Annotated in this window: 11 protein-coding genes; 7 read left to right on the top strand and 4 right to left on the bottom strand. The window is 61.9% G+C overall.

Translation table 11 applies throughout. The features are described from left to right. Positions 1-44: 44 nt before the first annotated feature. The gene (gene xylG / locus U6037_RS14440; RefSeq protein ID WP_322847265.1) at positions 45-1,601 is read left to right on the top strand and encodes a D-xylose ABC transporter ATP-binding protein; all 1,557 of its coding nucleotides are present in this window, start codon (positions 45-47) and stop codon (positions 1,599-1,601) included. Continuing rightward, positions 1,602-2,738 carry a sugar ABC transporter permease gene (locus tag U6037_RS14435; protein WP_322847264.1) on the top strand — a complete coding sequence of 379 codons (1,137 nt, stop codon included), beginning with the start codon at positions 1,602-1,604 and terminating at the stop codon, positions 2,736-2,738. Between the two features lie 9 nt (positions 2,739-2,747). Here U6037_RS14435 and U6037_RS14430 read toward each other — a convergent pair whose 3' ends face one another. Next, entirely contained in the window at positions 2,748-3,671 is a 924-nt protein-coding gene (locus tag U6037_RS14430) for a LysR family transcriptional regulator (RefSeq protein ID WP_322847263.1), read from the bottom strand. A 94-nt stretch (positions 3,672-3,765) separates the two neighbouring features. Then, positions 3,766-4,965: an MFS transporter gene (locus U6037_RS14425; protein ID WP_322847262.1), complete on the bottom strand. Its 1,200-nt coding sequence runs from the start codon at positions 4,963-4,965 to the stop codon at positions 3,766-3,768. Between the two features lie 307 nt (positions 4,966-5,272). Here U6037_RS14425 and U6037_RS14420 point away from each other — a divergent pair, with 307 nt between their 5' ends. From U6037_RS14420 to U6037_RS14400, 5 genes are all read left to right on the top strand, one after another. Then, complete coding sequence (locus U6037_RS14420; RefSeq protein ID WP_416221713.1) at positions 5,273-6,541, top strand: c-type cytochrome; 1,269 nt, start codon at positions 5,273-5,275, stop codon at positions 6,539-6,541. Then, positions 6,538-7,011: a (2Fe-2S)-binding protein gene (locus U6037_RS14415; protein ID WP_322847260.1), complete on the top strand. Its 474-nt coding sequence runs from the start codon at positions 6,538-6,540 to the stop codon at positions 7,009-7,011. Before U6037_RS14420 ends, U6037_RS14415 begins: the two co-directional genes overlap by 4 nt. After that, positions 7,008-9,242 carry a xanthine dehydrogenase family protein molybdopterin-binding subunit gene (locus U6037_RS14410; protein ID WP_322847259.1) on the top strand — a complete coding sequence of 745 codons (2,235 nt, stop codon included), beginning with the start codon at positions 7,008-7,010 and terminating at the stop codon, positions 9,240-9,242. Before U6037_RS14415 ends, U6037_RS14410 begins: the two co-directional genes overlap by 4 nt. A gap of 170 nt (positions 9,243-9,412) precedes the next feature. After that, positions 9,413-10,525, top strand: coding sequence for an alkene reductase (locus U6037_RS14405; protein WP_322847258.1), 1,113 nt, complete (start codon positions 9,413-9,415; stop codon positions 10,523-10,525). Between the two features lie 228 nt (positions 10,526-10,753). After that, on the top strand, positions 10,754-11,713 hold the full coding sequence (locus U6037_RS14400) for a DMT family transporter (RefSeq protein ID WP_322847257.1): 960 nt from the start codon (positions 10,754-10,756) through the stop codon (positions 11,711-11,713). Positions 11,714-11,742: 29 nt separating this feature from the next. On the opposite strand, the gene U6037_RS14395 is transcribed toward U6037_RS14400, so the two are convergent. Next, a complete protein-coding gene (locus U6037_RS14395) occupies positions 11,743-12,672 on the bottom strand; it encodes a ZIP family metal transporter (RefSeq protein ID WP_322847256.1) in 930 nt (309 codons plus the stop codon). 63 nt (positions 12,673-12,735) lie between these two features. Continuing rightward, positions 12,736-12,984 (bottom strand): hypothetical protein, encoded by a 249-nt coding sequence (locus U6037_RS14390; RefSeq protein ID WP_322847255.1) that lies wholly within the window; start codon positions 12,982-12,984, stop codon positions 12,736-12,738. Positions 12,985-13,059 lie beyond the last annotated feature (75 nt).

Below are 13,059 nucleotides of genomic sequence, written 5' to 3'. Positions count from 1 at the left end.
ACAGGTTTCGTGGTGTGTGAGTCTTTGATATACGAGCCCTGTCCATGTCCGACTATCTGCTGCAAATGAACGGCATCGTCAAAACCTTCGGCGGTGTCAAAGCCCTCAATGGCATCGACATCAAGGTCAGACCCGGCGAGTGCGTTGGCCTGTGCGGCGAGAATGGTGCCGGCAAGTCCACGCTGATGAAGATCCTTTCGGCGGTCTACCCCCATGGCACCTGGGACGGTGAAATCCTCTGGGACGGGCAACCGCTCAGGGCGCAATCGATCAGCGAAACGGAAGCCGCCGGTATCGTCATCATTCACCAGGAACTGACGCTGGTGCCCGACCTTTCAGTGGCCGAAAACATTTTCATGGGCCATGAACTGACGCTGCCCGGCGGGCGGATGAATTACCCGGCGATGATCCACCGCGCCGAAGCGCTGATGCGCGAATTGAAAGTCCCCGACATGAACGTATCGCTGCCGGTTTCGCAGTACGGCGGCGGCTATCAGCAACTGGTAGAAATCGCCAAAGCCCTGAACAAAAAGGCCCGCCTGCTGATCCTCGACGAGCCTTCCTCGGCCTTGAGCCGTTCGGAAATCGAGGTGTTGCTGGACATCATCCGCGACCTCAAAGCCAAAGGCGTCGCCTGCGTCTACATCTCGCACAAGCTCGATGAGGTGGCCGCCGTGTGCGACACCATTTCGGTGATCCGCGACGGCAAACACATCGCTACCACCGCCATGGCCGACATGGACATTGCGCAGATCATCACACAAATGGTCGGGCGGGAAATGAGTAACCTCTACCCCTCCGAGCCACACGATATCGGCGAAGTGATTTTTGAAGCCCGCCATATCACCTGCTACGACGTCGACAACCCCAAGCGCAAACGGGTCGACGATATTTCCTTCGTCCTCAAACGCGGCGAAATCCTCGGCATCGCCGGGCTGGTCGGTGCCGGCCGCACTGAACTGGTGACCGCGCTGTTCGGCGCTTACCCCGGCCGTCATGAGGGCGAAGTCTGGCTGGACGGGCAACCCATCGACACGCGCACGCCGCTCAAATCAATCCGTGCCGGCCTGTGTTTGGTGCCGGAGGACCGCAAACGCCAAGGCATCATTCCGGATCTGGGCGTCGGTCAGAACATCACCCTCGCCGTGCTGGACAACTACTCAAAACTGACCCGCATCGATGCCGAAGCCGAGCTGGGCTGCATCGATCAGGAAATCTCGCGCCTGCACCTCAAAACTGCGAGCCCTTTTCTGCCGATCACCAGCCTTTCGGGCGGCAATCAACAAAAAGCCGTGCTGGCGAAGATGCTCTTGGCTAAACCGCGGGTGCTGATTCTCGATGAGCCGACCCGAGGCGTGGATGTCGGCGCCAAATACGAAATCTACAAATTGATGGGCGCGCTTGCCGCCGCCGGCGTCTCAATCATCATGGTCTCGTCGGAGCTGGCCGAAGTGCTCGGCGTGTCCGACCGCGTGCTGGTGATCGGCGAAGGTCAGTTGCGTGGCGACTTCATCAACCAGGAACTCACCCAGGAACAGGTACTCGCCGCCGCCCTCAGCCAGCCTGGCAGCCATAACAATAATGATCGGAAGACCGCGTAAATGAATCAGGTCAAACAACTGTTCACCCGCTACAAAATGCTCGCGCTGGTGTTTGCCGTGGTGCTGATCTGGCTGTTCTTCAGCTGGCAGACCGAAGGCGGATTCCTGACCCCGCGCAACCTCTCCAATCTGCTGCGGCAGATGTCGATCACCGGGATTCTCGCCTGTGGCATGGTGCTGGTGATCATCAGCGGCGAGATCGATTTGTCGGTCGGTTCATTGCTCGGCTTGCTCGGTGGACTCGCGGCGATTCTCGATGTGGTCTATCACATTCCGCTGCTGGCTAACCTGAGTCTGGTCGCCCTGTGCGGGCTGATGATCGGCCTCGCCAACGGCTATATGGCGGCTTATCTGCGCATCCCTTCGTTCATTGTCGGCCTGGGCGGCATGCTGGCTTTTCGCGGGATTTTGCTGGGGATTACCGGCGGCACGACCATCGCACCGGTATCGCCGGAGCTGGTTTACGTTGGCCAGGGTTACCTGCCCCACGCGATCGGCACTGGCCTCGGCGTTTTGCTGTTTGCACTGACGGTGTTCCTGACCTGGAAACAACGACGCAATCGCGCCCTGCACGGCCTCGCGGTGCATTCGTTGGTGCGTGACGTCATCCGCGTGTTGGTGATCGGCGCCGTGCTCGCCGGCTTCGTGCAGACGCTCAACAGCTACGACGGCATTCCCGTGCCGGTGTTGTTGCTGCTGATTCTGCTGGGCGTGTTCAGCTACGTCACCAGCCAGACCGTGTTCGGCCGCCGCGTGTATGCCGTGGGCAGCAATATGGAAGCGACGCGCCTGTCCGGGATCAATGTGCAGGCCGTGAAGCTGTGGATCTTCGGGATCATGGGCGTGATGTGCGCCCTCGCCGGTGTGGTCAACACTGCGCGCCTCGCCGCCGGTTCGCCTTCGGCCGGGAGCATGGGTGAACTCGACGCCATCGCCGCGTGCTTTATCGGCGGCACCTCCATGCGCGGCGGCTCCGGCACGGTGTACGGCGCCCTCCTCGGCGCGCTGGTCATCACCAGTCTGGACAACGGCATGTCGATGCTCGACGTCGACAGCTACTGGCAGATGATAGTCAAGGGCAGCATTCTGGTGTTGGCGGTTTGGGTGGATGTCAGTACGCGGACCGGGCGCCGTTGAGCGGCAGGGTCACGCGGCGGGCGTGGTCGCGGGGGCCGGGCTGAGAATTTCCATCAGAAAATCGATAAACACATTGATCCGGCTGGACCCTCGGTGATTGGGTAAATACAAGGCGTTGATGCAGGTGCTGGCACTGCCGGGATTGACCTCGTACTGCTCGAGCAGCCGGGTCAACCGGCCGGCTACCACGTCGTCGCGCACCAGCCAGTCGGCCAGCAGCGTTACCCCGCCTCCACCGATGGCGGCTTCGCGCAGGATGTCGGCGTTATTGCTTTGCAGGCGCCCGTGGACGTTGAGCTGAATGGGCGCGTCTTCATTCTGAAAGGTCCAGTGCTGGTGGGTGCCGCCGTAATCGAAACGCAGGCATTGATGCTCCAGCAAATCCCGTGGATGACTGAGCGCCGCGCTACTCGCCAGATAATCCGGGCTGGCCACCACCCAGCGTTCGAACTGCCCTACGCGTTTGCTGACGATGTCTTCACTGACCACGGACGATCCCAGCCGCACTGAAACATCGATCTGCTCGCTGAGCAGGTCGCTGACTTGATCGCTCAGCGACAGACTGATCTCCAGGCCCGGATGCCGCTCGAGCAAGCGGCTCAGGTGCGGCGCGATCAGGCGTCGGCCGAACTCCACCGGCACGCTGATGCGCAGACGGCCCTGCGCTTCAGCGCCACGATCGGCGACGACAGCATCGGCTTCGTCGATCGCGTCGAGAATCGCCACGGCTTTTTCGAAATAGGTCTGGCCGGCAACGGTCACGCTGGTGTTGCGCGTGGTGCGATTGAGCAGACTCGCGCCCAGTTCGTGTTCCAGCCCGGCCACTTGCCGTGTCACTGACGACGTGGATATCCCGAGTTTGCGCGCTGCCGAGGAATAGCCTCCGCAGCGCACGGTTTCCACAAACATCTTCAGTGCCAGCAACTTGTCCATAAGCGGGGTCCGGTCGAGAGGGAACGCGGATGATTGTGCATCACTGTTCCCCCGACGTCTTGTACCGCCGTGCTTGCCGGCACCTGCTGGATGTTCAGACATCGGCCTTGCGGCTCAGGAACAACCCGAGCGCGAGCGCTGGCAGCAGCGCCACCGCGACGGCGGAAAGGTTCCAGCCGAAGTGCTCGTACAGCGGACTGGCGACCAGCGACCCCACCGCTCCGCCGACGAAAATACTGGTCATGTACACCGCGTTCAGGCGCGCGCGGCTGTGGGGATCGAGGGCGTACACCTCACGCTGGCCGAGCACCATGTTCAATTGCACGGCGAAATCCAGAAGCACCGCGCACACCACCAGCCAGACATAGCCGCTGCCCGGGAGCGCGGCGATCAGCAACGAAACCGGCGCTAGCAACAGTGCGACCAGCGTGCCGCGACGACCATGCCCGGCATCGGCCAGACGTCCGGCAATCGGCGCCGCAATGGCACCCACCGCACCGACCAGTGCAAAGATCGCGACTTGCGTCTGAGTAAAGCCGTGGTGACGCATCAGTTCAATCGGTGCAAGGGTCCAGAACAGGCTGAAACTGGCAAACAGCAGCCCTTGATACAGCGAGCGCTGACGCAACAGCGGATAGCGCCGAGCCAAGGCAAACACCGAGCCGATCAGCGCAGCATAGGTGGCTTTATGCGTCGGTAGCCGACGCGGCAGTGCTACAGCGGTAATCAGAGCGATGACGGCCATCAGGGCCGCCGCGCTGTAAAACACCCCGCGCCAGCCGAACACTTCAACCAGCAGGCTCGACAGTGGCCGCGATAACAGAATGCCTAGCAGCAGACCGCTCATGATATTGCCCACAACGCGGCCACGGCTGGCCTCCGGCGCCAGGTGTGCCGCCAGCGGCACAAGGATCTGCACGGCCACCGACGTCAAACCGATGAGCAAAGACAACACCAGGAACATCGACGGTGAATGTGTCAGCCCGGCGCACAGCAATGTGACGCTCGCCGCCAGGGTGAAGCCGACCACCAGCCGGCGGTTTTCCATCAGGTCGGCCAGTGGCACCAGCAGTAACAGGCCCAGCGCGTAACCAAACTGCGTCAGCGAAACAATCAGGCTGGCATTGGCGCTGGACAGACCGATCTGCGGTGCAATGAGTTCGACGATCGGTTGTGCGTAATAAAGATTGGCCACAACCGCGCCACAGCAGAATGCCAGGAACGCGACCATCAGGCCGGAAAGTGAAGCTGGCTGTTCGGCGCTGGCCGCAACGGCCGGATTGCCCGTGAGCATGATGACACCTCATTGAGTTCAGGAAAGTGCTGCCAAGGCTACGGCCCTGTAGCGATGCGCAGAATCCACGCGGCGGGCAATGCACTGATGCGTCCTGCGCAACGGCGCGGGCGTTGCTTCTCGCGCAACGCGCTGTTGCGTGCGCCGCTGATTTTCCGACGCTGGTGGTTTCTCTACGCTTTGGCCTCTGGCGCTGTCGTCCCCAGCGGCGCCCTTCCCCGGCTGTTACAAGGAGCGTTGTCATGACCCGTATCCCCTCCGTTCTGCCATTGCCTGCCGCGTTTTTCTCCGCCCCATGAACCGCCATTTGCTGAAGTCCAGAACGCTATGGATCAGCGTGGCAGTCGTCGCCGTGCTCGGTCTGATCGTCGCCATTTGGCTGATGTGGCGCCCGGCAATTAGACCGATCGAGCGCCCGACGCTGTTCGATACTGCGCAGTTGCAACGCGGGGCGCGGGTGGTCGAGGCTGGCGATTGTGCGGTCTGCCATACCCGCCCCGGCGGTGAATATCTGGCCGGCGGACTGCCGCTGGTAACGCCGTTCGGCACGCTGTACAGCACCAATATCACCCCGGACGTAGAGACCGGTATCGGTCAATGGTCACTGCCGGCCTTCGAGCGGGCGATGCGTCAGGGCATTGCTCGCGATGGTCACTTGCTCTATCCGGCGTTCCCCTACGTGCACTACCGGCGCATGAGCGCAGCAGACATCGCCGACGCCTACGCCTACTTGATGAGCGGCCCTGCCGTGCACGCGCCGGCCGCGCAGAACCAGATGAATTTCCCGATGAACATTCGCCCGTTGGTGTCGTTCTGGAACCTGCTGTTCCTGCACGGTGAGCCGCTGACACCGCTAGCGGGGCGCAGCGAGGCGTGGAATCGCGGACGCTATCTGGTCGACGGTCCGGGCCATTGCGCCGGCTGCCATTCGCCGCTGAACCTGATCGGCGCGGAAAAATCCTCGGAGTATTTGCAGGGCGGCAGCGTCGATGACTGGCAAGCGCCCGCGCTGGTAGGCATGGGGCAGCGCGGCAACCCGTGGAGTCGTGAGCAACTGGTGGGCTATCTGCGCGCCGAGATCGTCGATGGCCACGGCACACCCGCCGGGCCGATGCGTCCGGTCAGCTTGAGTCTGGCGCGCTTGCCCGCCAGTGAAGCCGAGGCGATTGCCGAGTATTTGCTCAGCCTGGAAAACTCGCCTTCGGTGACAGAGACGACGGCGAAGACGCCTGCCAGTGAAGCGGCAGACCATTCGACCGGCGCCCTGCTCTTCAGCAGCGCCTGCGCCGGTTGCCATGGCCCGGCGGCGCCGATGCGCAGCATCGATGGTCGCCCGGGCCTGCAAAACACCTCGGCGCTGCAAGCGGCCAGTTCGCGCAACTTTCTCAAAACCGTGCTTGAAGGCTTGCCCGCCACGCCAGGATCGCCCGGCCCGGTGATGCCTGCATTCGCCGCCAGCCTGGACAACGCGCAACTCGGCGCACTGGCCGCGTATCTGCGTCAGCAAGCCAGCCCCGATCAGCCGTGGGCCGACCTCCCTTCCACTATTGAAGCGTTACGTCAGGAGACGAAATGAGCCAGATCACCCTCAACGTCAACGGAGCCACGCAACCGCTTGAGCTGGAGCCGGACATGCTGCTGCTGTATGCGCTGCGCAATCACTTGAACCTCAACGGCGCCAAATACGGCTGCGGTCTCGGGCAATGCGGTGCCTGCACGGTGATCGTCGATGATCGACCGGTGTTCGCCTGCCTGACGCCCTGCGCCGGCCTCGAAGGCAAAAAAATCCGCACCGTGGAAAGCCTCGGCAGCGCGGAAAAACCCGGCGCTCTGCAAGCTGCGTTCATCGAGAAACAGGCTGCGCAATGCGGCTACTGCATTGCCGGCATGCTGATGCGCGCGCAGGCGTTGCTTGAGCGTAATCGACACCCGGATGAGGCGACCATTCGCGAGCACATGGCCGGCACCCTGTGCCGCTGTGGTACGCACTTGCGGATCATCGAGGCGATCAAACAGGTGGCCGGGCACAACGGGAGCCTGACATGAGTGAGTCGAATGAATTGAACCCGAGTCGACGCGCCTTCCTGCGCGGTGGCGCGTTGCTGGTGGCATTCACCCTGCTGCCGGTGGCGCGACGTGTGTTGGCGGATACCGAAGTCGATACGCTCGGCACCGTGGTCCTCGCGCCCGACCTCCCCGGCAGCCTGCGCACCAACCCGTTTCTCGACGCCTGGATCCGCATCGGCGCCGACGGCATTACCGTCTACACCGGCAAGGTCGAATTGGGCACCGGGGTGAAAACTGCGCTACTGCAAATCGCCGCCGAGCGTTTGCAGGTGCCGGCTACCGCCATCAACTTGCTCACCGCCGACACCGCGTTGACACCCAACGAAGGCTACACCGCCGGCAGCCACAGCATTTTCGACAGCGGTACCGCGTTGTATAACGCCGCCGCGCAGGTGCGCGAAATGCTCGTCGAGGCCGCCGCGCGACGTTGGCAGGTTGATGCCGCGCTGCTGAGCACCCGCGACGGTGTGATCGAAGGCCCGGCCGCTCAACGGATGAGTTACGCCGACGCGGTCAAGCATGTCGATGTGCATCAATATGCCAAGGCTCAGTCACCAGCGATGGCCGCCGCTGACTTCAAACTGATCGGCCATTCGTTGCCGCGCCTCGACATCCCGGCGAAGGTCAGCGGTGGCGCCGCATTCGTCCAGGACATGCGCCTGCCGGGCATGCTGCATGCACGGGTGATCCGCCCGCCTCGGCCCGGCTGCACGCTGCAAGCATTCGACGCGGCGTCCATCGAGGCGCTGGCTGGGGTGGTCAAGGTGATCCGCGACGGCAACTATCTGGCGGTGCTCGCCGGTGATGAGTGGCAAGCGATCAAGGCCATGCGCCGTGCCAGCGAAATCGCGCAGTGGAGCAGCGGCGAGGCGATTCCTGATGCGGCGCAGATTCATGACCTGCTCAAACGCCTGCCCTCACGGCGCTATCCGATCAGCCACAGCGGCACGCCGAGTGGTGCGGCCGACACGCGTTTTCAGGCGCGGGTCACCAAGCAGTATTTGATGCATGGCTCGATCGGTCCGTCCTGCGCAGTGGCCTGGTTCAGGGACGGCACGCTCACGGTCTGGACCCACACCCAAGGCGTTTACCCGCTGCGCGCCGGCATTGCCGAAATGCTCGGTCTGCCACCTGAACGGGTGCGCTGTATTCATACCGAAGGCTCAGGGTGTTACGGGCACAACGGTGCCGATGATGCCGCCGCCGATGCGGCATTGATCGCCCTGCGCGTGCCCGGTACGCCGGTGCGCGTGCAATGGATGCGCGAACAGGAAAATCTTTGGGAGCCGTATAGCTCGGCGATGGTCACTGAAGTCGACGCTGGCCTCAGCCACGGCCGCCTGCAGGATTGGGCCTACGAACTCTGGACCACGCCGCACAACGAACGCATCGTCAACGCCGGGCGCCTGTTGCCGGCACGCTTGCTCGCGCGGCCCTTCGTCTCGGCGCCGTCCGTGCCGATCGCCCAACCCGAAGGCGATGGTGATCGCAACGCCGTGCCGCTGTACGAGTTGAACTCGACGCGCATCAACATGACCTTCGTCACCGAGATGCCCTTTCGCACCTCGGCCATGCGTTCGCTGGGTGCGCACATCAACATCTTCGCCATCGAGGCGAGTATCGACGAGCTGGCGATCAGGGCCGGCCTCGACGCGGTCGCCTTGCGTCTGGTCCATCTCAGCGACCCGCGTGCTCGAGCGGTGGTAGAACGTGTGCGTGATGAGATCGGTTGGCCGCAAAAAAGCAGCGAGCCCGGCGCCGGTATCGGTTTCGCCTTCGCCCGCTACAAAAACATCATGGGTTACTGCGCCATCGCGGTGAAGCTGCGGGTGCATCCGCAGACCGGCGAGATCCGCATTGATCACGTAGTGACGGCGGTTGACGTTGGCCAGATCGTCAGCCCCGATGGTCTGCGCAATCAGGTCGAGGGCGGCATCGTGCAGTCCGCGAGCTGGACCCTGTACGAAAAAGTTGCCTACGACCCGGGCGGCATTCGCAGCTACGACTGGAGCGGTTATCCGATTCTGCGTTTCACACAATTGCCGAAAAAAGTCGACGTGCATTTGCTCGACCAGCCGGGAGAACCCTTTCTCGGTGCCGCTGAAATCGTTCAGGGGCCGATGGCCGCCGCCCTTGGCAACGCCGTCGCCAACGCCACCGGCCGGCGCTGGCTAAACCTGCCGCTGACGCGCTCAAACCCTTCCGCCTGAGCTACGCCCGTGTTCATCGCAGATGAGCACGGGCGCCGTTGCGCCGTGCGCAAAACAGCGTAGCGCCGGTCACCGATTATCAGCCCCGCTGAGCGCGGTTAAGTTAGCGGCACTGATTCGCAGCACCGCTGCCGCGCTTGAATTCCTTCTATTGAAATATGGAGCTACCCATGAATCGTCGTCTGTTCCAACCCCTCGCACTCGGCCCTTACACCCTCGCCCATCGCGTGGCGATGGCACCGTTGACGCGCTCCCGCGCCGGCCAACCGGGCGATGTGCCGACGTCGATGAACGCCGAGTACTACCGCCAGCGGGCCAGTGCCGCGCTAATCATCACTGAGGCCACGCAAATCTCCCGGCAGGCTCAGGGTTACGCCTGGACGCCGGGGATCTACAGTCCCGAGCAAGTCGAGGCGTGGCGTGACGTCAGCGCGGCGGTGCATGAGGCCGGCGGATTGATCTTCATGCAGCTGTGGCACGTCGGCCGGGTGTCCCATCCGAGCTTTCAACCCGATGCCGGCCTGCCCGTTGCGCCGAGCGCGCTGCCGGTGCCGGGCAAGACGTTTATCGTCGACGAAAAAGGGAACGGCGTCTGGGGTGATGTACCGGTGCCGCGCGCGCTGGAAACGGCGGAAATCGCCGGCATCGTCGAGGACTATCGGGTGGCCGCGCGCAACGCATTGCAAGCGGGCATGGATGGTGTAGAGATTCATGCTGGCAACGGTTACCTGCTCGACCAGTTTCTTAACAGCAACAGCAATCAGCGTGACGATGCCTATGGCGGCAGCGTGGAGAATCGCGCGCGGTTTCTGCTGGAAGTGGTCGCGGCCGTCACTGAAGAGGTTGGCGCCGAACGGGTCGGCGTCCGCCTGACGCCGATGGGGCGTTTCATGGGCATGGGCGATGACACTCCGGAAGCAACCTTCGGCCGCCTCGTCGAAGCGCTCAACCAGTGGAATCTGGCCTACCTGCACTTGGTCGAGCCGGCGATGGTCGGCACAGTCAAAGATGAGAACTTCGACCCGCGCTGGGACGCGATCATTGCCCAGTTGCGCAAAACGTGGAACGGCGTGCTGATCCTGGCCGGCGGCTACGATGCGCAATCTGCCGAACAGGCGCTGGTTGCCGATCGTGCCGACATTATCGCGTTCGGCCGCCCGTTCCTGGCCAACCCCGACTTGCCGCGCCGGCTGCACGATGGCCTGACACTCAACGTGCCAGACTCAGGCAGCTTTTTTGGCGGGGATCAGCGTGGTTACATCGACTATCCATTTCATGCCTGAACAAATGTAGTTATGTGAGAGGGGCGGACGTGCCCCTTTTCTATTAGGTCATACGATCTCTGCGCTTAATTAGAGGCGAGGGAAATCCCCCGTAACGTCAAATATATGCCTAGCTTTGCGTTTTCAGATCTATTGCCCCACGTCGCCGAATGCGGTAAAACCGCCTAGTTGTACGACAACCTAATAAAAACCAAGTCGTTCGAACGGCTAACAATCCTGAGATCTGCCATGCCTCGCCCTACCGCTACGCAAACCGTTCCGCCGCCCTACCCTCGTTATCTGGCTGTGATCATTCTGCTGTGCATGGGCTGTGCGTTTGCCGGCAATCATGTGGCGGCGCGAGTCGCCTTTGATGATGGCGCGGGTGTGCTGCTGGCGATTTTGATGCGTTCCGGCGGGACCTTGCTGGTGCTCGCCATTCTGGTGCTGTGGCAAAGACAAAACCTGCGCTTGCCGGCGGGAGCCTGGCGCTGGCAGCTGTTGCTGGGGTTGCTGATCACTGCGCAGAGTCTGTGTCTGTATTCCGCTGTCGCACGGGTGCCGGTGGCGTTGGCCCTGCTGGTGGCGAACGTATTCCCTATTCTGCTGGCATTGCTCACCTGGGCGCTGGGTGGCCAGCGACCGAGCGCACGCACTGCGACGTTAATGGGCTTGATTCTATTGGGCCTGGTGTTTGTGCTGGACGTCCCCGGGCGGCTCTCGACCACGACAGACGTCAGTGCGCAATGGCTGACGGGCGTCGCGCTCGCGTTCTGCGCCGCCAGCGTGTTCGCCTGTGCGCTGTGGATCACTGACCACAAGCTGTCTCAGGTACGCGGCTCGGTGCGCAGTCTGCTGACCATTTTCATCGTGTTCAGCAGCGTCAACCTGGCAGGGCTGACGGGCGCCCTTCCTGGCGGATTGAACCTGCCCGCCACCTCGACCGGGTGGCTGGCCCTCGCCACCCTGGTGGTGCTGTACGGCACAGGTTTTATCGTTCTGTTCATTTCGGTGCCTCGACTCGACATGCCGCGCAATGCGCCGGTCATGAACATCGAGCCATTGGCAACGCTGCTGATGGGCTGGATTGTGCTGGACCAGATGCTCAGCAACGGACAGATTTTCGGCGGGGTGATCGTGGTCATGGGCATCGTTTTGCTGACTTATCGTAAATCAGTGGTCAAGGCTGAGGTTAAAGCCAGTGCGTGACGGTTTCTCTCCGGTGGCCAGGTTCGTGATTAACCCAAAGCCGTATCGAGAAACATCATCACCCCAAAGCCAAGCATCAGTCCCAAGGTGGCCGGGGTCTCATGCCCGTTGCGATGGGTCTCGGGAATGACCTCATGGGACACAACAAAAATCATCGCCCCCGCTGCCAGACCAAGCGCAATGGGATATCCCAACGCAAAGCTGCTGGAAATACCCAGTCCGACAACGGCGCCAATCGGTTCCATCAACCCCGAACCCACCGCAATCAGCGCTGCGCGCAGTGCGGAGATGCCGGTTACGCGTAATGCCAGGGCGACTGCCAGGCCTTCGGGAATGTCCTGAATGGCGATGGCAGTGGTCAGCGGCAGTCCCACTTTCATATCGCCGTTGGCGAAGCTCACGCCAATCGCCATGCCCTCCGGCAGGTTATGCAGTGTGATTGCCAGCACGAACAACCAGACACGATTGATGCGCTGCGCATCTGGCCCCCGGCGTCCGCTTTTCTCGTGTTCGTGAGGCACGAAACGATCAAGACCGACCATCAGCGCAACGCCCAATCCCAATCCTGCAACGACGACGCAAGCTGCGAGCAACGGGTTACCGCAAAGCGCCTGAGCCGCTTCTATGCCAGGCAGAATCAGCGAAAACGAACTGGCCGCCAGCATCATCCCGGCGGCGAAGCCGAGCATGATGTCTTGGGTTCGGGCAGCGATGTCTCGCAACGCGATCGCTACCACAGCGCCCATTGCCGTGGCAGCGAAGCCGGTCATGCCACCGATAAAGGCGAAGTGCAGATTGTGTTTATTGGCCCCGACGAAGGCACCATACCCGCTGATCAACAGGAAGACTGTCACGCTGATCAAAATTGACCAGAAGACGCGCCCGCCCCATCCAGACTCTGAGAATCGAGCGAACCAGGAGCGAGGTGGTGCGGCTGATGAGGTCAACGGCTCGGGCATGGAAATCTCCTGTTTTCGTGAATCGATATTTTCAGCGGCTGCGCATAACGACCGTACATGACCTCAATGGTAATCGTCTCCAGCGACTGCGCGCAGGTACGCAACGTCTGCTTCTCTGCGCAGGTCGCGCCACTCGTCCCAGCTGAGTATGCCCAAGCGATCCATTTCATCCGACTGGCGCAGCAGTTCGTCGTGATAGGCGTCTGGGCAGTCCATGCGCAATTCAAGGTTTTCCAGTGCGCGTTGCCAAGTCGCCAAAGCGAGTAATTTGGTTTCTTGTGCGAATGTCAGTTGATTCTTGAACGCGTTCATTTCGCTCACCCCGAACATTTCCCGGTTGAGCAACCGCTATCGAGTTAGGTTCAAAATGTCTGACGAAAAGCGGAT

It is taken from the genome of Pseudomonas sp. B33.4, from assembly GCF_034555375.1.
Classification (GTDB): Bacteria; Pseudomonadota; Gammaproteobacteria; order Pseudomonadales; family Pseudomonadaceae; genus Aquipseudomonas.
This window is presented reverse-complemented; position numbering and strand designations above follow the sequence as displayed.